We start from the raw sequence: 19,116 nt of genomic DNA on the forward strand, positions 1-19,116 counted from the left end.
CATGTCACGGCAATCGGTCATCGATCCTGCCTTTCCAGGGCGTCGCGCGCCCGTACCAGCCGGTCCAGCGCATCCAGCGTCTGCGGCAGCCCGCAGAGCCACAGCCGCGTGGGAATCGTCACCTGATGGGCACCGGGAAAGGCGTCGCGCAGGGCCGGATGGTCCAGCATGGATTGCGCCAGCGACCTTCCGACGCCGGACCTGTCGACCACCAGCAGGTCGGGCGGACGGGCGACCAGCGTTTCGATCGGCAGGAAATGCGCGCCGCCCACCCCGGCGACGGTGGTGAAATTGCGCAGGCCGGCATGGGTCAGGACGTCGTCGGAAAGCGATCCCTTGCCGGTGACGAAGCCGTTGGCGCCATAGATCGCGGCGACCGGATCGGTGGGGGATGCCATGCGCCGCAGCGCATCCAGGCGCCGCGTGAACGCCGCGGCCAGTTCGTCCCCGCGTTCGGGAACGCCGACGGCCCGCGCAATCTCGCGGATCTGCCGGGGAATGTCGTCGAGGCGTTCGGCGGGGGACAGCTGCATCACCGGCAGCCCGGTTTCCCGGGCGGCCAGGATGGCGGTGGCGGCGGTGTACACCCCCCCCAGCACCAGGTCCGGCCGCGCGGCGATGACGGCCTCGGCGGTCTGGCGAATGACGGGAATCCGCCGCGCCGCGTCGCACATCACCGAATTGGAACAATCCGCGGCCAGGGGTGTGACGCCCGCGATATCCTGCGGCGGAACCAGAAGCAGCAGCATCTCGTCCGTACAGAGATTGAGCGACACGATCCTGTGCCGGGTCTGTGCCCACGCGCCACCCCCGGCCAGGCACATCCCGACCACGCTCAGCGCGACCAGGGTCGGGACGATCAGGCGCAACAGGCGCGGCAGCCAGCACATGTCATCCCAACCCGCTTCGTTCATGGCACGGCAGCGCCCCCGCCAAAGACCGTCCTCCCTTGAAAACCTGTTCATGATCGGGGTCCAGGGCCTCAGGCCCTGGTGGGTTCGGGCAAGGCCCGACCTTCCCCCGCCCGCTCTCAATAGGCCAGCGTCACGCCGCCATATCCGGCCCGGCCCGGCTGCAGATAGCCGATCGGGTTCTCGAACTGCCGGTTCAGAAGATTGTCCGCCCGCGCAAACACGGTGACGTAGCGATTGACGCGATACTGCGCCGCCAGGTCGATGGTGAAATAGCCATGCGCCTTCACGTCGCTGTCCATCCCGTAGCGATCCACGTCGCGCCAATGGCTGACATACAGGATGGTGGGCGTGAATGTCAGGCCGGGCGTCGCCGTCCAGACCGCGCTGAAACTGAATTTATGCCGCGGACGACGCTGCAGTTCCTGTCCGGTCTGCATGTCCTTCGCCACCGTCCAGGTGTAGTTCGCGGTCAGGTCCAGCGTGTCCAGCGCCTTCCAGTCCACGAAGGATTCAACCCCGTAGAGCCGCGCCCGCGCGACGTTGACATAGGTGTAGTCATAGCCCGACAGGCCGGTATTGATCAGATTGTCGACCTTGCTCTCGTACCATGTCGCGCCGAAATTCAGGCGGCCCTGCAGCAGGGTCTGCTGCACGCCGGCATCGTATCCCAGCAGGCGTTCGGCCTTCAGGTTGGGATTGGCCACGAAGAAATAGGCCGGATAGCTGACGAACAGCTGGTTCAGCGACGGGCCGTGATAGCCGGACCCGGCGCTGGCCTTGATGACCGTTCCGGTATGCGGCACGTGGATCGCCGGCGCCACGCGCCAGGTGACGTAATTTCCGTACCGGGAATTGGAATCGTAGCGCACGTTCGCCGCCCCGAACAGGATGTGTCGCCATTGTCCCTGATACTGGCCATATCCGGCGTTGGTATCGGTATGGGCGGTGATCGGGCTGTTCCAGATCACTTCGTGGATATGCTCCGCGCCGACCAGCAGGGTGCCGGCCCGGCCCAGGTCGGTGGTGCCGTGCCAGTCGATCTTCACCCGTCCGCCGCGATTATAGGCCGGGTTGCCGATGTCGGTGCCCTGCGCCTCGCCCGCCGTCAGGTCGCGGCGGCGATAGACCGAGTAGCCAAGGCCGATGATCTGGTCGAACCGGCCACCGAACGACCGCAGGTGCGCCGTGCCGCGCACCACGGCCTGGTTCAGGTTCGAGGTGCTGCGATCGGCCATCGGCACCGGCGGATAGACATTGTAGTTGTCGCCCACATAGCGATAGGTGCCCTGCGTCAGATGCGCGGTCAGGCCCAGGTCGAAATTGTCCGTGACGTCATAGCCCAGCCGCACGTTCGCCGAACGGTTGTCGTTGCGGCTGCCCGGGATCTTCACCCCCTGCGGGATCAGCCGGGGCGGCGTGACCTGCACATCCTCCACCCGGGAATGGGTGGCATAGACCGCGTAATGGAATCGCCCCGCCCCGCCGCGCACGCCCAGCATCTGGTTGAAGGTGCCGAAGCTGCCGCCCTCGATCCGGCCCATGGCCTTCATCGGCCCGTCGCCCCGGATGCTGGTGATATCGATGACACCGCCCATCGCATCCGCACCGTACAACCCGCTTTGCGGGCCGCGCAGGATTTCCACCCGGCCGATTCCATCGGTCAGGAACTGCGCCGGGTCGAATGCGCCGCCCGGGGTGCTGGGGTCGTTGATATCCATGCCGTCCAGACGCACCTTGACCTCGTTTGCGTTGGTGCCGCGCATGAAGATCGACGTCGTGCCACCCGGGCCGCCGGTCTGGACCAGGTTCAGGCCGGGCTGGGTCTTCAGCAGGTCGGGCAGGGTCCGGCGCTGGCGAAGCTGGATGTCCTGCTCCGTGATGATGCTCAGGCTCGTGCCGATTTCATCCGCGCGGACCGGGCGCCGGGCGGCGCTGACGGTAATGGTTTCGGGAAGGGTGGCCTGCCCTGGCGACACCGTGACGCGGGCCGCCTTTCCGTTCTTCGGCGCCGCCGGGTCGGACGGGTCCTGGGCCAGCGCGTCAGCGACGCCCAATCCCGTGAAAAGGGTCGATATGGAAAGGAAATGTCGAAGAAAATACATCGCAGGCCGTTCTCGTGACTGTTCACGGCTGCCACGAGAACACGGACCCGCCCGGATCGCCGGACACCCGTACGATCCAGGACCATGCCCGCCCGCCAGATCACCCCGCCTGACGGTTCCCGGTCGCAACCAGTGCTGACGGCAGGTCTCCTGGCTCGCGACGTCGCATCCCGCATTGCCTTCCCGGGGACGAGAACCCCAGTGGCCCGGACCATGACGCCCGGCGATACGTGGACATGCCGCTTACAGTTGCGGGGACAGCCGCAGGGTTGGACCACCCGGTCCGCACTGCGTTCCCTTTTAATCCTCTCGAAAGAGGAACCATCGCGCCCTTCATATAAGGTGCGCCCGGCCTGTCAAGAAACCGTGACCCTGGCTGGCAACAACAACCCTTGCGCCCGCCGTCGCTTTGACACCTCATCATGCAGACACGGTCGCATGGACGCCGTGACCCCGGGGAGACGCAGGTGGATTGTCCCGCCATCGACATTATGCCCGCCCCGCTCGCCATCCTCCTGACGCGCCATCCCCCCGTCGACGTGCCGCCCGGCACCTGCTACGGCAGGCACGACGTCGCCCTGCTGCCGGGCTGGCAGGGCCGCGCCGACGGGCTGGCCGTCCTGGCGCGCGGGGCCGGCTGCCGTGTCATCCATGCCTCGCCTGCCGGCCGCTGCCGGCTGGTGGCCGAACGGATCGCCGCGCGCGCCGGGATCGCGCTGCACGCCGACCCGCGCCTCGCCGAACTGGATTTCGGCGCGTGGGAAGGTCGATCCTGGCAGGATATCGATCGCGCGACCCTGGACGACTGGGCGGCCGATCCCGAAGGGTTCGCGCCTCCCGGCGGCGAGACCGGCCGAGACCTGCGCCAACGTGTCCAGTCATTCTGGCAGGATCTGCTGGCACAGGGTGTGCCGGCCTGCGTGCTGTCGCATGGCGGCCCGTTGCGGCTGATGGAAGGACTGGCGGCGGGTCGGCGCCCGGATCTGCTGGCCCCCGCCATGCGGCAAGGGGGCGCGCGCCTCCATGCCGTGCCGTGCCGAAACCTGGTGCCGGAGCCTACCGGATGATCCAGCCGCGCCGGTCCGGATCGCGCCGCTCCCATCCCTGGCGTTCCAGTTCGGGCGTGTCCGCGTGCTCCTGCGGATATCCGACGCAGAGATAGGCCAGGAACGTCCAGTCGGGATCCGCGTCCAGGATCCGCGCGATTCGTTCGGGGTCCAGGATCGACACCCAGCCCACCCCCACCCCGGCTGCGGTCGCGGCCAGCCAGAACGTATGGATGGCCATCACCGCCGACCAGATCGTGGTCTCGGGCATCGTCATCCGGCCGAGCCCCCGTCCCTGGAGGGGATCGGCGTCGCAGAATACCGCGACATGATGCGGCGCCCGGTCCAGCCCGGCGAGTTTGAGGGCCGCGTACCGACCATTGTCATCCCCGGTCCGCGCGGCCAGGGCGCGGGCGTTGCAGCGCGCGAAATCCGCCCGCACGGCCGCGCGCCGGTCGGGGCAATCGACCCGCATGAAACGCCATGGCTCGCTCAGCCCCACCGACGGAGCCAGGCAGGCGGTCGCCAGCAATCCGTCCAGCGTCGCCTCCGCCACCGGATCGGTGCGGAAATGCCGCACGTCCCGGCGCCAGAGAAACAGCCGGTCGAGCATGTCGCGAAAATCGGTCGAAAAGACGGGGCAATCCATCGGCGAACCAGAAAGAAGAGGGCCAGGAGCGGCCCGGTCCGGTCCGCACGCCGTCATAGCCGCGCGGCTCCGGAACTCAAGGGGTCCGGAACGCAAGGGACATCGTCCGGGCAGGCCCCTGGACTCTTACCCGTTGCCCAGGACCATGTCCCAGAGCAGCTTGCCGTTCAGGACCAGGATCACCCCTGCCACCAGCCAGGACAGCGCGGCCATGCGGCGCGAAATGGCGAAGGGCCCCATCATCCGCCGGTCGGACACGAACATCACCAGCGGAATCACCGCGAAGGGCAGTTGCATCGACAGGATCACCTGGCTGAACACCAGCAGCCGGTCGGTCCCCCCGGGGCCGTAGAGGGCGGTCACCACCACGACCGGCACGATGGCCAGGCCGCGCGTCAGCATCCGCCGCGCCCAGTGCGGCAGGCGCAGGTGCAGGAACCCCTCCATGATGATCTGGCCCGCCAGCGTGCCGGTAATCGTCGAATTCATGCCCGCCGCCAGCAACGCCACGGCAAACAATGTCGAGGCGACCCCCAGCCCCAGCAACGGCGAGATCAGGCGATAGGCCTGCGCGATCTCGACCACGTCGCGATGGCCGCTATCGTGGAAGGCGGCGGCGGCGACGATCAGGATGGCCGCGTTGATGAACAGCGCCAGCGTCAGCGCCAGCGTGCTGTCCCAGGTCGACCAGCGGATCGCGTCGCGTCGCCCGGCCTCGGTCCGGTCATAGGCGCGGGTCTGCACGATCGAGGAATGAAGGTAGAGGTTATGCGGCATGACCGTGGCGCCGATGATGCCGATGGCGACATACAGCATGCCATGGTTCGTCAGGATCGCGGGCGACGGGACGATGCCCCGCAGGATCGCGGCCACGGGGGGCGCCGCCGCCACGACCTGCACCAGGAAGCAGGTCGCGATGACGACCAGCAGCCCGATCACGAACGCCTCGAGATGACGGACGCCGCGATTCATCAGCAGCAGGACGATGACGGCGTCCAGCGCGGTGATCACCGCGCCCAGCAGCAGGGGAATGCCGAACAGCAATTGCAGCGCGATGGCGGTACCGATGACCTCGGCCAGGTCGCAGGCGATGATCGCGGCCTCGCACGCCAGCCACAGCGCGACATTCACCGGCATCGAAAACCGGTCCCGGCAGGCCTGCGCCAGGTCGCGCCCGGTCGCGATCCCCAGCCGGGCCGACAGCGCCTGCAACAGGATCGCCATCATGTTCGACAGCATGATGACCGACAGCAGCGTATAGCCGAACCCCGCCCCCCCGGCGAGGTCGGTCGCCCAGTTGCCCGGGTCCATGTATCCGACCGACACCAGGTATCCCGGCCCGATGAACGCCAGAAGCCGCCGCCATCCGGTGGCGTCGCGCGGCACGCTGACCGTCGCGTTGACCTCGGACATGCTGGACGACACTCCTGACTGCTGGCGCGGATGCGGGACGGCCCAGCGTAAGGCCCGCCGCCGAAAATATGCAATATGCTATATGATGTGGCCAAGGCGATCTGGTATATGCTCACGTCAGTTTGTGCGGTCCCGGCGGGCAAGGCCTTCGCCGCGACACGGAATTGAGGCAGGACGGAAGTCCGGTATAAAAGTCTGTCTGCAAACGCGGTTTGCCGGGCGAAGATGCCGCGCGCTCGCAGACCGTGCTTGCAGACCGTGCTTGCAGACAGACTTTGGGGGCAGCGTCCCCGGCAGACGATTCACAGGAGGTCCCGGCGGTGAAGAACGCCCGCTCAGCGCGCAAGCCGGTCGAGACCATGCCCGACCCCGACATCCAGTCCGAAGGCTTCCGCCAGGCGCGCGAGGCCCGGCGAACCGCGCTGGTCGAGGATTATGTCGAACTGATCGCCGACCTGCTGGCCGAAGGGCGCGAGGCCCGGCAGGTCGACATCGCCTGCCGGCTGGGCGTGTCGCAGCCGACCGTCGCCAAGATGCTGGCACGGTTGGCCGCCGACGGATTGGTGACGCGCCGCCCCTATCGCGGGATCTTCCTGACCGAATCCGGGCAGAAAATGGCCGAGGACAGCCGGATCCGCCATCGGGTCGTCGAGGCCTTCCTGCGCGCGCTGGGCATCAGCGCCGACACCGCCCGCATCGATGCCGAAGGCATGGAACATTACGTGGGCATGGAAACCCTGGCTGCCTTCCGGCGCGCCATCGACGCGGGGCTGGCGGATTTTCTCGCCGGCCGGCCCGGCTCGGGAAAGGTGCCTGATGCATCGAGAGAGTTGTAAAATCCGCGACGCCGGGTTTCAGTAGCCTGACAGGGCCGGCGGGCGGCCCGGGTGGGGATGGTGTCGTGAAGAAAATCCTGTTCGGGGTCCTGGCACTCTGCGGTGCAGCACTCGGCGACGCCTCGACCGGCATGGCGGCCACGGCACCGACCGTGCCCACCGCCGCGGACGCGGCGACGACGGGACAGATTTCGTTCTCCCTCAAGGAACTCGATGTCGGGGCAGGCTTCACCTGGGGGCGGGGCCGCCTGGTCTATGGGGGGCGAACCTATGATTTCACCATTTCGGGGGGCGGCCTCGTCGGGGTCGGCTTCTCGCGGATCGAGGCAAGCGGCACCATCCGCAACCTGACCCGCCTGCGCGATTTCGACGGCACCTACTGGGCCGTGCAGGCCGAGGCGACGATGGGCCGGGGCCGTGGCGGCAAGGTGATGGAAAACAATCACGGCGTCGATATCAGCCTGACGACCAGCACGCGCGGCGCCCGCCTGGCCGCCGAGGCGATGCGCGTGACCCTGCATCTGCGCCAGGTCGCCTGATCAAGGCCGGCTGCCCGCCTAAAATGCCACGCTGGAATGCAGTCCGAAGATCGCCGCGTTTCCCACGCGACGCCCGGCGGTATCCAGCACGCCGCCGCTGGGTTCGATCAGGCCCTGCAGATCGGGCTGGACCGCCATCCAGCTGGTAACCTGGACCGTATAGGTCAATTCGAGGTGATATTCGCGGCCCTGCCCCGGCAGGCCGGCCGCGCGATCGGCCCGGCGCAGCAGCGGGCTGGCCGCCCCCATCCCGAACCCTAGGCCGACCGCATCCCCTGGCCGCCCGAAGGGACCGCGCAGCAGAACACCGGCATCGATACCATAGACGACCTGATTCCGGTCCTGGGCGCCGGTCCAGTTTCCACGTACGAAACCGTCCAGTTCCTGCCGGTTGCCCATCCGGTACAGCGTCTGGTCGCCCACGACATACACGGCCCAGTTGGTCCGGTGCAGGCGCGTGGTGTCCATCTGGTCGGGGAAACGGCCGGTATCGACGTAATCGCCGATCCGATATGTGCCCGTCCGGCCGCCGATCCGGGTGCGGTACTGGATTTCCGTCATGATCAGCGCCCCGGTGCGAAAGCTGAACCGAGTTCCCCCCGGGTCCTGGTTCTGGTTCCACGGATCGTCCGGGTTGATGAAATGACGCGCGCCCACCGGATTGTCGTCTCCCACCCCCAGCAAAAACGTCCAGGCCTGACCCGGGTGGTAGCGCAGACGCACCGCGGGCGTCGCCAGGGGCGCGCTGGGCCCCTGCGCATACAGATCGTTGCTGGGCATGATGGGCCAGGAAAACGAGCTGTTCAGGAAAGTCTGGGCATAGGTGCTGGCCGTGAAATCCTGCCCCAAGTCCAACTTGCCGATCCGTAGCGACAGCCGGGAATCGAGGAAAGAGCGGCTATAGGCCAGCTCGTACAGCCGTAGATTGTCGTCCGCCTCGATCGACGAGGTCTGGTTGAAGGCATAGAGGGGTACATTGCTGAACGGCCGGCCCCGGATGTCCATCATGCTGACCTCCAGCCTGCCCAGCGCCTGTCCTGTCAGCCGCCCGGGATCGAAGTCCAGCTCCACCGTCGTGGCGCCCAGATAGGCATTCGACGACTGCCCGCCGCCCGTCGGGAACGCCCAGAATTCGTCGACGTCGGTGACATGCAGGCTGACGCCCCGGTCAGCCATGCGCCGTTGCAGGTCCCGCCAACGGGACAGGATGCCCATCGGACCGACGTCCTCTGCCGCGGCGGGGATGTCCAGGGCAGGGACACGGGGGACTGGATCGCCCATGGCCGGATCGCCGGGTGTCAGGCATGACACCGCCGTCATCAGCCAGGGCAGCATTGCCTTGCGCCACGGACGGTCGAACGCCATTCCACCTCGCCACACGCCATCGTGTGAGGGAAATGGAACGTCCGTTCGTGTCAGGCCATAGCCCTATCCCGCATGGCTGCCATCACCCGCGGCGGGGGATTATTTCTGCGGATAGGAAAAGGTGAATTTTTCCGTGAAGGACGTCCAGAATCCGGGCGTCCCGGTTTCGGCGTCCACATGACGCATGAAGCCGTTCCGTTCCGGCGAGGAATAACGCAGTTCGACCGTATAGGTCCCCGGCCCGTCCATCATGACGTTATCGGCGTAATGCGGCCCGTCCTTGGCCGTCATGGCATGCATCACGCCGGACGCCTTCCACGCGCTGCCGGCCCGGGTAAGGGTATAGTCGATGGTCAGGTAGGGCACCCAGGCCCCATCCGAAAAACCCCACACATTGTCGGCGGTGGCGTGGATGTCGGTTTCCAGATGAATGGAATTCGGGCCCGTGGGCATGCCTGCCATCATCGGCGCGACTTCGACCCCCACCAGGTAATTGGCGGCGATTTCCATGTCGTGCGCATAGACCGGACCGCCGATCGGATATTCGCGCGCCACCGCGCGCGACAGCGGCGAAAACCCGATGGCGGCGCCGGCGACGACGGCAGTGGCGAGAATTATCCTGTCGGTCATCGTTCCATTTCCGGCTGAGGCAGGGCGCGGCCTGGCCGGACACCCGGCCGCGCGCAGAAAATCATCGAAGAACAGTCTCTAAAACAGGGTGACGTGGCAAGATCGGTCATGCACGGGCGGGGCCGGTCCGGCGGCCGACCCGATGACCCGCCACCGTCAGGATCAGCAGGGTCACAACCCAGGTGATGACCTGGATGCCGGTGGGCCGGTCGGAATAGCCGGCCAGGGCCTTGGCGGCACGCCCGGCCATGCTGCCGTCCGACAGCAGCCACGACGAATCCCAGATATCATAGCCCAGCGCCGGGATCAGGTCGTCGTTCGCCAGCAGCGCCGCCGCCTGGCTGGCCATGCCGGCCGCCAGCACGGCGACCAGCAGGCCGGTAACGGCAAAGAGATGCTTCATCGGGATCACTACCAGCCCCCGATACAGCGCCCAGGACAGGGCGGCCCCCGCCGCCACGCCCAGCAGCCCGCCCGTCAGCATCGGGACCAGTCCCGCACCGGTCGAGACCGCAATGCCGTAGAGGAACAGCGCGACCTCCACCCCCTCGCGCAGGACGGCGACGGCCACCACGACGGCCAGGGCGGCCAGCGAACGGCCGCCGCTGGCCACCGACGCGCCGACGGCGCGCATGTCGCGTGCCATCTCCCGCCCGTGCCGCGACATCCATATGATGTGCCAGCCCAGCATCAGCACGGCCAGGCACAGGATGCTGGCGGAAAACACGTCCTGCCCGTTGCCCGACAGCGATTGCGACAGCGCGCCGGCGAACAGGGCGACGATCGCGGCCCCCACGACGCCCGCGCCGATCCCGCCAGCGACCCACAGGCCCCGGCCGGCGATGCCACGCGTCGCGGCCAGTACGATGCCGACGATCAGGCCGGCCTCCATCACCTCGCGGAATACGATCAGCAGGCTGCCCAGCATGTCAGTTCGCCTCGACCGCGGTGACCGTGCCGGTGGCCGTGTCGGGGTGGTAGTCATCGAAGAATTTGTAGGTACCGGGATGCAGGGGCCCCGCATGAACCCTGATCGTGGCGCCCTGGACGACGATCTTCTCGAACTTCATGTCGTAGCTCTCGAACTCATCCACCGTGTCGTCCTGGTTCGTCAGTTCGATCAGGAAGCGTTGGCCCGCCGGCACCGTCACATGGTCGGGGGTGAAGCGGTGAGCCTTCACGACGAGGCGAATCGGGTCCTGCGCCCATGCCCCTGCCGCAGAGGACAGAAGCACCGGCACCATCAGCAACAGTGCGGTACGCATAGGTGAATCCATCAGGAATATATTCAAGCAGCTAGTGCGACTGGTTCGCACTGTCAACTCGTCATGCTATGCACCGGCCTGAACCGACGATCCGGAAGATGCCGATGTCCCATCCCCTGGCGTTCATGCGCCTGCCCTATGCCGTGCTGATCATGCTCGACAGCCGTATGTACCATTACTGGATGCAGCCGGTCCATTACCTGGTGCGCACGGTACATATGATCAGCATGGCGGGCTTCTTCGGCATCGACGTGGTGTTCGACGCGGCGCTGTTCCGGCATGGGGGACAGCAGGCCCTGGCGGCGGTATCGCGCCTGATCGTGCCGTGGATCCATACCCTGTTCGCCGTCGCGATGGTCACCGGGGTTGCGCTGTTCTTCTACGACCCGGTCCATATCGGCAGTCGCGGCTATCTGACGCCGAAGCTGCTGCTGATCGCCATGGCCGTGGGGCTGGCCGCTTTCTCCCACCGCAAGATCTACCTGCCCGCGCTGGGCGGCCGGCCCGCCGGGACGACGCAGGCGCGGCTGGTCGCGGGGACGTCGCTGCTGCTGTGGACCGGGGTAATCATCATGTCGTGCCTGAACAGCGAAGGCGTGCCGAAGGTCTTCCTGCGCTGATCCCCAAGCCTCCGGGCGAGCCCGGCCGTCAGAACGGCAGGTCCCGGATGTCCGGCGCGCACCACCCCCGCCGCGCGGCGACCGAAAACAGGACCGGCCGCGTCCAGTAGGTCAGCAGCCAGTCGCTGCGGCCGAACGGCGAGGCCATCAGCGTGTTGCAGGTCGCGAAAAGTGGACGGGACGGATCTTCCGCCAGAATCGCGCGCGCCGCCCGGATCGATGCCTGGGTGATCGTTTCGTGATACCCGCTGGTGTCGGTATTGGTCCCGCCGACCGCCAGGTTATAGACGCGGATCAGGTCGGGCATCTCGCGCGGCAGATCCATGTCGGGCCGCGTCCGCAGCAGCCAGAGCGTGGCGGCGAAATGGGCGGCATGGGTCCACGCCGCCTTCGGCAGGGTGCGGTCCAGCAACCCGCGACCGATCGCGGCGATCGCGTCGTCCGAGGCAAACGGGGGTGGGACGGCAGGCGGCGGGGAGGTCATGAGGGTTCCGACGACGAGGCAGGCCGCGGGGATACACCGCCTGGCCGCGTTGTGAAGGGCGGCGGAAAGACGATATAAAACGCCATGGCGCGACGCAACGACCAGCAGGACAGGATACGGGCGCACGACCGGCGCGCCCGCCGGGCGATCATCGCGGTCGCCGCCCTTCTGCTGGGCGGTGCGGCGCTGTACCGGACGGTCGTCGGCCTGTTGCCGCATGCGCGGATCGGCGGCGATTATACCCTGGTGGACGATCGGGGCCGGACGGTGTCCCAGGACATGTTCCGGGGCAGATATACCCTGATCTATTTCGGCTATACCCATTGCATCGACGTCTGTCCGCTCACCCTCGCCACCGTCACGGCGGCGCTGGCCGAGCTGGGGCCGCGACAGGACGAGATCGTGCCGCTGTTCATTTCGGTCGACCCGGCGCGCGACACGCCCGATGTCGTGCATCGCTATGTCGCGTCCTTCTCGCCCCGGATCGTCGGCCTGACCGGCAGCGATGCCGAAATCGGGCGCACCCTGGCGGAATTCCACGCCCTGGCCCGCAGGCGTCCCGAACCGCACCAGGCGGACGGCTACCTGATGGACCATAGTTCGGTCCTGTACCTCATGGATGGCGACAACCGCCTGGTCTCGCTGTTTCCAGTGGACTCCAGCGCCCCGGATATCGCGCTGCGGCTGCGGCGCCTGCTGCCGCCGATCCGACCAGGCCAGGAACGACACGCGGCATAGCCCACTGGCATTGGGAATAATTTAGCCCATATCCGCTGGACGCGCCCACATACGGGCGCGGACCATCGGCCCATGGAAAACGTCGTGTCCCACCGCGCCGCAAGGCGCCCGGCATGAATATAACCGGCCTGTTCATCCGTCGGCCGGTGGCGACGACGCTGCTGGCCCTGGCCTGTGTCCTGTGCGGCGTTGTCGGCTACCTGACGTTGCCGGTGGCAGACCTGCCGAACATCGACTTCCCGGTGATCCAGGTTCAGGCCCAGCAACCCGGCGGATCGCCCGAACAGATCGCCAGCTCCATCGCCGAACCGCTGGAACGGCATCTGGGCCAGATCGCCGACCTGACGGAAATGACGTCGCAATCCAGCCAGGGCCAGCTGCGCATGACGTTGCAGTTCGCGCTGTCGCGCGACATCAACGGCGCCGCCCGGGACGTGGCCGCCGCGATCCAGGCGGCGCGCGCCGACCTGCCGACGACGCTGCGCCAGAATCCCAGCTATTCGAAGGCCAACCCGAACGATCCCCCTGCCCTGATCGTGGCCCTGACCTCGGACACACGGCCGCTGACGCAGGTCTACGACCAGGCGTCCAACCTGATCCTGCCTCGCCTGTCGCAGGTCAAGGGCGTCGGGCTGGTCCAGGTCAGCGGCAGCGCCCTGCCGGCGGTGCGGGTCGAGATGAATCCGCTGCCGCTGTACAAGTTCGGCATCGGGTTCGAGGACGTGCGTGCGGCACTGGCTTCGGCCAACGCCCATACACCCAAGGGCTTCATCGACCAGGACGGCCAGCGCTTCACCCTGGACACCAACGACCAGGCCCGCGACGCCCAGGCCTATCGCGACCTGATCGTGGCCTATCGCAACGGTCGCCCGGTTCGCCTGACGGATGTGGCCCAGGTCACCGACGGGGTCGAGGACCTCCGCAATGCCGGCTATTACAACCGCAAGCCGGCCATCGTCGTGCAGGTCTTCATGCAGGCCGGGGCGAACGTCGTGCAGGCGCTGGACCAGATCAACGCCGAACTGCCCTATCTGAACACGACCCTGCCGGCGGGGATCGCGATGCAAACCGTCATGGACCGGTCGCTGACGATCCGCGCGTCGCTGGCCGACACCCGCCGCACCCTGATCCTGGCGGTTGTCCTGGTCGTGGCGACGGTGCTGCTGTTCCTCGGCACGCTGCGCGCCACCATGATCCCGGCCATCGTCATCCCGGCCTCGATCATGGGCACGCTGGGCGTCATCAGCGTGCTGGGCTATTCGCTGGACAACATGTCGCTGATGGCGCTGACCATCTCGACCGGTTTCGTCGTCGACGACGCCATCGTCGTGCTGGAAAACATCACCCGGCATGTCGAGGACGGCCTGCCGCCGTTCGAGGCCGCGCTGCGCGGCGCGGCCGAGGTCGCGTTCACCGTGACGTCCATCACCCTGTCGCTGATCGCCGTGTTCCTGCCGATCCTGCTGATGGGGGGTATCGCGGGGCGCCTGTTCCACGAATTCGCCGTAACGGTGTCCGTCACGCTGGGCGTGTCGCTGGTCCTGTCTCTGAGCCTGACGCCGATGCTGTGTGCGCGCGTAACCGGCCGTCCGACCGGTCCCGGGCACCCGCCGGGGCGCCTGGCCGGCTGGGTGGAGACCGCGCATGCCGCCATGCTGGGCGCCTATGCGCGCTGCCTCGACTGGGCGCTGGCCCATCGCGCGATCATGCTGCTGTCGCTGCCGGCCACGATCGGACTGACGGTGCTGGTCTATGCCCATATGCCGCAGGGCCTGTTCCCCGACGAGGACACCGGCATGCTGCTGGGCCGGCTGATGGGGGACCAGGCGATTTCGTTCCAGGCCATGGAACGGAAGATGGACCAGACCCAGGCCGCCCTGCTGCGCGACCCCGACGTGGCGGGGGTCGCGGGGTTCCTGGGCGGACGCGGGTCGTCGAACCAGGGCAACCTCTTTATCCGCTTGACGGACAAGTCACGGCGCGGCGATCCGCCGTCGACCACCATCGCGCATCTCAATGCCCGCCTGCGGGACATGACCGGCGCGCGGTTCTACGCCCTGCAGCGCGGGGCGATCCGGATCGGCGCCCGGCCCAGCAACGCCGCGTATCAATATACCCTGCAGGACGACAGCAGCCCGGCGGAGCTGTATGCCTGGACACAGAAGCTGGTGACCGCGCTGTCGCCCCACCCCGAGCTGACGGACATCTCGTCCGACGTCCTGCTGGGGGGACACACGCAGAATATCGGGATCGACCGCGCCACCGGCGCCCGGATGCAGATCACGCCGCAGCTGGTGTCCAACACCCTGTACGACGCCTATGGCCAGCGGGCGGCGTCGATCATTTATAACAGCATGAACCAGTATCGCGTGGTGATGGAGGTCGAACCCCGATTCTGGCAGGACCCCTCATCCCTGCAACAGGCCTGGGTCAGCGTCGCGGGCGGCAGCCCCCAGGGCGGCACCCTGGCCAACACCATCCGCGTCGTCACCACGACGACGGCAACGGCGGATGCGGGGCTGAGCGCGCAATCCTTCCGCAACCAGATCGCCAACACGCTGGCCGGCGGTCATTCGACCTCGACCGGGTCGGCGGTGTCGACCACCGCCGAGACGATGGTGCCCCTGTCGATGGTCGCCCGGACAACACCGGGCCTGACCCCGCTCTCGATCAATCACCAGGGCCAGGCCGTCGCCGCCACCATTTCGTTCAACCTGCCCACCGGCGTCCCGCTGGGCCGCGCGATGGAGGTCGTCGACGCCACCATCCGCCAGCTTCACCCGCCGCCAAGCATCCACGGCGCCTTCTCCGGCAATGCCGCGCAGTTGCAAAGCTCGTCCAGCAGCGAACCGCTGCTGATCCTGGCCGCGCTGGCGGCGGTCTACATGACATTGGGGATCCTGTATGAAAGCGTCGTCCATCCGCTGACGATCCTGTCCACCCTGCCGTCGGCCGGCGTCGGCGCGCTGATGGCGCTCTGGGCCTTCGGCGAGGAATTTTCGCTGATGGCCATGATCGGGGTGATCCTGCTGATCGGCATCGTGAAGAAGAATGCGATCATGCTGGTCGATTTCGCGATCGACGCCGAACGCCACCATCGTCTCTCCCCCGACGAGGCGATCCGCCAGGCCTGTCTGCTGCGATTCCGCCCGATCATGATGACGAGTTTCGCGGCGGCGCTGGGCGCGTTGCCCCTGGTGCTGGGGCATGGGTACGGGTCGGAACTGCGGCGGCCGCTGGGCATCGCCATCATCGGCGGGCTGGCCGTCAGCCAGGCCCTGACCCTGTTCACCACGCCCGTCGTCTATATCTGCCTGGACCGGATCGCCCTGTCCGTCGCCCGGTGGCGGGCGGAACGCGCGTCGCGCCTTCACGCACCGACCCATCCGGCCCGCTGACGGCGACCGGCCGGTGCCCCCGGTCCGACGCGACGATCAGCCCGCCTGTCCCGGGCCGCGCCGCCGCGTTCCGCCCCCCGCGATCCGCATATACAACGACGGCAGGACCAGCAGCGTCAGCGCGGTGCACGATATCAGGCCGCCGATCACCACGGTGGCCAGGGGCTTTTCGACCTCGCCGCCCTCGCTGAGGGAAAAGGCCATCGGGAAAAAACCCAGGCAGGCCACGGTGGCGGTCGCCATCACCGGGCGGAACCGCTCCTTCGCCGCGCTGGTCGCGGCCTCGGCCACGCCCATGCCCGCCTGGCGCTTCTGGCGGATATAGCTGACCAGCACGACGCCGTTCAGGACGGCGACGCCGAACAGGGCGATGAAGCCGATCCCGGCGGAAATGCTGAACGGCATGCCCCGGATATAGAGGGCGACGATCCCGCCTGTGGCGGCGAAGGGCAGGTTGATGAAGACCAGCCCCGCCAGGCGCAATTCGCCCAGCGCGACCGTCAGCAGGCAGAAAATCAGGAACAGCGCCACCGGCACGACGATGCCCAGCCGCGCCACGGCGGATTGCATGTTCCTGAACTGGCCGCTCCATTCGATCCGGTAGCCGTGCGGCAACACGACCTCCCGGGCGACGCGGCGCTGGGCCTCGGCCACGAACGATCCCAGGTCGCGACCGCGCACATTGGCCTGCACCATCATCCGCCGCTGCCCCTGGTCGCGCCGGATGGCGGCGGGACCGTCCTCCAGCACCACCGACGCCACCTGCGACAGGCGCACCACATGGTCGTTGCGCGTCAGGACCGGCAGGTTGCGGATCTTCTCCACCGTGTTCCCGGCATCGTCGGCGAAGCGGACCTGGGTGGGGATCAGCGCGCCGTCCAGCACGACCGGCGGTCCGATATGCCCGCCCAGCGCCTCGACGACATCCATGATCTCGGTCGTGTCGACATTCAGGCGGGCCGCCGCCGTGCGGTCGACGTCGATATGCAGGAACGCGATCGTGCCGACATCCTGGGGCGCCACGTCGGCGGCGCCGGGAATGTCGGCGATCAGCGCCGAGGCCTGCGCCGCCAGGCGGCCCAGGGTCGGCAGGTCGTCGCCATAGATCCCGACCGCGATCTGCGAACGCACGCCCGACAGCATGTCGTCCATGCGCATCTGGATCGGCTGGCTCCAGGAAAACAGCGACGCGGGCACGTTGCGCTGCAAGGCCGCCGTAAAGGCGCGCACCAGCCCCTCCTGCGTCGTTGCGGTCTTCCACGCCGCGCGCGGTTTCAGCAGGATGAAGCTGTCGGTCTGCTCCCATCCCTGGGGATCGGTGGGAATGGCCGCCGTGCCGGTGTTGCTGACGACCGTCTGGATATCGGGAAACTCGCGCAGGGTCTTCTCGATGGCGGTGACGGCCCGGATCGAGGCGTCGAGCGAAATGCTCGGCAGGCGCGTCGAGGTCACCACAAGGTCGCCTTCCTGCAACTGGGGAATGAATTCGCCGCCCAGGCGCATCGCCAGCCCGCCCGAGCCCACCAGCAGCGCCAGCGCCAGGCAGATGACGATGGTGGAATGGGCGGTGCACCAGGCGAAGGCGGGTTCGTAATACCGCCGGCAGAACCGGATGAAGGCCGTGTCGTGATGGCCCTTCGGCACGCGCACCAGCAAATGCGTCAGCACCGGCACACAGACCAGCGAGAAGACCAGCGATGCGACCAGTGCCAGGATCACGGTCTGGGCCATCGGGCGGAACATCCGTCCTTCCACCCCCTGGAGGGTCAGGATCGGCAGGTAGACCATGACGATGACCAGGATCGCGAAGGTGACCGGGCGCACCACCTGCGACAGCGCGGTCGCGATCAGCTCGGCCATGGAGGTGCGTCGATGGGTCTGCATGCTGATGACGCTCTCGACGATCACCAGCGAACTGTCGACCACCATGCCGAAATCGATCGCGCCCAGGCTGAGCAGGTTCGCCGAGATACCCAGGTGATGCATGCCCACCATCGCGGCGATCAGCGCGAACGGGATGACCGAGATGATGACGACCGACGCCCGCCAGTCCCCGATCACAACCAGCAGGACCACCAGTACCAGCACCGCGCCCAGCGCCAGGTTTTCCTTGACCGTGCCGATCGTCGAGTCGGTCAGTTCGGACCGGCTGTAATAGACGTCCAGCGACGTGCCGGGCGGCAGGGCCCGCTGGATGCCGGGCAGGGCATTATCGATCCGCGCCAGCGTGGCCTTGGCGCTGGCGCCCTGTTGCAGCAGCACGACCGCGTTGACGATTTCGCCCTGTCCGTCACGGGTGACGGCGCCCAGCCGCGGGCGCGCCCCGCGCGAGACGGTGCCGAGATCGCGCACATGGATGACCTCGCCATTGGGGCCGGAGCGGACCTGGATCTCGCCGAATTCGGCCAGATCGTCGATCAGCGTCCGGCCGACGATGACGCGCTGTTCGTCATTATGCTCGATCCAGGCGCCGCCCGCCGCCGCGTTTCCCTTGTCCACCGCCTCGAACACGTCGGACACGGACACGCCGTACTGCTGCAGCCGGGCGGGATCCAGGGCGACCTTGAAGGATTCCTCGGCGCCGCCATTGACGTTGACGTCGGTCACGCCGGGAATCAGCTTCATGCGCGGCACGACCTGCCACGTCATGATCCGGTTCAGTTCCGGCAGCGACAGGCGCGGCCCGCGCAGCTGGAACTGCATGATCTCGCCCATCCCGGTGGCCATCGGCCCCATGGTGAACGACAGCCCGTTGACGAAGATGTGCGACCGGGCCTCGGCCATGCGCTGGGACACCAGGGTACGGTCCAGATAGATGTCCGACCCGCTCGCAAACTGAAGATAGACGACGGCGACGCCGGTACGCGACACCGAGCGCATGCCGGTCATCCCCGGGATACCGGCCATCGCGACCTCGACCGGGAAGGTGACCAGTTTCTCGACCTCCTGGGTCGGCAGGCCGGGCGCCAGCACGGACAGCATCACCTGCGTGGGCGAGATATCGGGAACCGGCTCGACCGGCAGGGTCCGCAGGTCGGCGATGCCCACCAGGGTCAGCAGCGCCATCAGCCCCAGCACGATGCTGCGGCTGCGCAACAAGGCGTGAATCAGCTTCAT

Annotated in this window: 16 protein-coding genes and 1 riboswitch; of the genes, 6 read left to right on the forward strand and 10 right to left on the reverse strand. The window is 67.4% G+C overall.

Annotated features, from left to right (window positions below; all coding sequences use genetic code 11):
- Window positions 1-17: 17 nt before the first annotated feature.
- Together HLH28_RS08115 and HLH28_RS08120 are read right to left on the reverse strand one after the other, a co-directional pair.
- Window positions 18-824, reverse strand: coding sequence for an ABC transporter substrate-binding protein (locus HLH28_RS08115; protein WP_182957600.1), 807 nt, complete (start codon window positions 822-824; stop codon window positions 18-20).
- Between the two features lie 206 nt (window positions 825-1,030).
- On the reverse strand, window positions 1,031-3,016 hold the full coding sequence (locus tag HLH28_RS08120) for a TonB-dependent receptor plug domain-containing protein (protein WP_182957270.1): 1,986 nt from the start codon (window positions 3,014-3,016) through the stop codon (window positions 1,031-1,033).
- A 123-nt stretch (window positions 3,017-3,139) separates the two neighbouring features.
- A riboswitch (cobalamin riboswitch) is annotated at window positions 3,140-3,357 on the reverse strand.
- Between the two features lie 126 nt (window positions 3,358-3,483).
- On the opposite strand from HLH28_RS08120, the gene HLH28_RS08125 reads away from it, so the two are divergent.
- Window positions 3,484-4,083 (forward strand): histidine phosphatase family protein, encoded by a 600-nt coding sequence (locus tag HLH28_RS08125; protein ID WP_338029686.1) that lies wholly within the window; start codon window positions 3,484-3,486, stop codon window positions 4,081-4,083.
- Here the strand turns inward: HLH28_RS08125 and bluB are convergent.
- Both bluB and HLH28_RS08135 read right to left on the reverse strand, forming a co-directional pair.
- Window positions 4,073-4,711, reverse strand: coding sequence for a 5,6-dimethylbenzimidazole synthase (gene bluB, locus HLH28_RS08130; protein ID WP_182957272.1), 639 nt, complete (start codon window positions 4,709-4,711; stop codon window positions 4,073-4,075). The two genes, HLH28_RS08125 and bluB, sit on opposite strands and share 11 nt — an antisense overlap.
- 126 nt (window positions 4,712-4,837) lie before the next feature.
- Window positions 4,838-6,124: an Nramp family divalent metal transporter gene (locus tag HLH28_RS08135; RefSeq protein WP_182957274.1), complete on the reverse strand. Its 1,287-nt coding sequence runs from the start codon at window positions 6,122-6,124 to the stop codon at window positions 4,838-4,840.
- Window positions 6,125-6,444: 320 nt separating this feature from the next.
- On the opposite strand from HLH28_RS08135, the gene mntR reads away from it, so the two are divergent.
- Window positions 6,445-6,960, forward strand: a complete 516-nt coding sequence (gene mntR, locus HLH28_RS08140; protein WP_182957276.1) for a manganese-binding transcriptional regulator MntR — start codon at window positions 6,445-6,447, stop codon at window positions 6,958-6,960.
- Window positions 6,961-7,025: 65 nt separating this feature from the next.
- Entirely contained in the window at window positions 7,026-7,499 is a 474-nt protein-coding gene (locus HLH28_RS08145) for a hypothetical protein (RefSeq protein WP_338029687.1), read from the forward strand.
- 18 nt (window positions 7,500-7,517) lie between these two features.
- Here the strand turns inward: HLH28_RS08145 and HLH28_RS08150 are convergent, their stop codons facing one another.
- The 4 genes from HLH28_RS08150 to HLH28_RS08165 all read right to left on the reverse strand — a co-directional run bounded on the left by HLH28_RS08150 (window position 7,518) and on the right by HLH28_RS08165 (window position 10,759).
- On the reverse strand, window positions 7,518-8,864 hold the full coding sequence (locus tag HLH28_RS08150; RefSeq protein ID WP_246395813.1) for a carbohydrate porin: 1,347 nt from the start codon (window positions 8,862-8,864) through the stop codon (window positions 7,518-7,520).
- A 99-nt stretch (window positions 8,865-8,963) separates the two neighbouring features.
- Complete coding sequence (locus HLH28_RS08155) at window positions 8,964-9,494, reverse strand: iron transporter (protein ID WP_182957279.1); 531 nt, start codon at window positions 9,492-9,494, stop codon at window positions 8,964-8,966.
- 106 nt (window positions 9,495-9,600) lie between these two features.
- Window positions 9,601-10,422: an FTR1 family iron permease gene (locus HLH28_RS08160; RefSeq protein WP_182957282.1), complete on the reverse strand. Its 822-nt coding sequence runs from the start codon at window positions 10,420-10,422 to the stop codon at window positions 9,601-9,603.
- Between the two features lies 1 nt (window position 10,423).
- Window positions 10,424-10,759, reverse strand: a complete 336-nt coding sequence (locus tag HLH28_RS08165; protein ID WP_246395815.1) for a cupredoxin domain-containing protein — start codon at window positions 10,757-10,759, stop codon at window positions 10,424-10,426.
- Window positions 10,760-10,863: 104 nt separating this feature from the next.
- Here HLH28_RS08165 and HLH28_RS08170 point away from each other — a divergent pair, with 104 nt between their 5' ends.
- A complete protein-coding gene (locus tag HLH28_RS08170) occupies window positions 10,864-11,379 on the forward strand; it encodes a hypothetical protein (RefSeq protein WP_182957287.1) in 516 nt (171 codons plus the stop codon).
- 28 nt (window positions 11,380-11,407) lie between these two features.
- Here HLH28_RS08170 and HLH28_RS08175 read toward each other — a convergent pair whose 3' ends face one another.
- On the reverse strand, window positions 11,408-11,863 hold the full coding sequence (locus HLH28_RS08175) for a hypothetical protein (RefSeq protein ID WP_182957290.1): 456 nt from the start codon (window positions 11,861-11,863) through the stop codon (window positions 11,408-11,410).
- 84 nt (window positions 11,864-11,947) lie between these two features.
- On the opposite strand from HLH28_RS08175, the gene HLH28_RS08180 reads away from it, so the two are divergent.
- Both HLH28_RS08180 and HLH28_RS08185 read left to right on the forward strand, forming a co-directional pair.
- On the forward strand, window positions 11,948-12,601 hold the full coding sequence (locus tag HLH28_RS08180) for an SCO family protein (RefSeq protein ID WP_182957293.1): 654 nt from the start codon (window positions 11,948-11,950) through the stop codon (window positions 12,599-12,601).
- Between the two features lie 113 nt (window positions 12,602-12,714).
- Window positions 12,715-15,999, forward strand: a complete 3,285-nt coding sequence (locus tag HLH28_RS08185) for an efflux RND transporter permease subunit (RefSeq protein WP_182957296.1) — start codon at window positions 12,715-12,717, stop codon at window positions 15,997-15,999.
- A 36-nt stretch (window positions 16,000-16,035) separates the two neighbouring features.
- On the opposite strand, the gene HLH28_RS08190 is transcribed toward HLH28_RS08185, so the two are convergent.
- Window positions 16,036-19,116 (reverse strand): efflux RND transporter permease subunit, encoded by a 3,081-nt coding sequence (locus tag HLH28_RS08190; protein WP_182957298.1) that lies wholly within the window; start codon window positions 19,114-19,116, stop codon window positions 16,036-16,038.

The organism is Gluconacetobacter tumulisoli, assembly GCF_014174155.1.
In the GTDB taxonomy this organism is placed as follows: Bacteria; Pseudomonadota; Alphaproteobacteria; order Acetobacterales; family Acetobacteraceae; genus Gluconacetobacter; species Gluconacetobacter tumulisoli.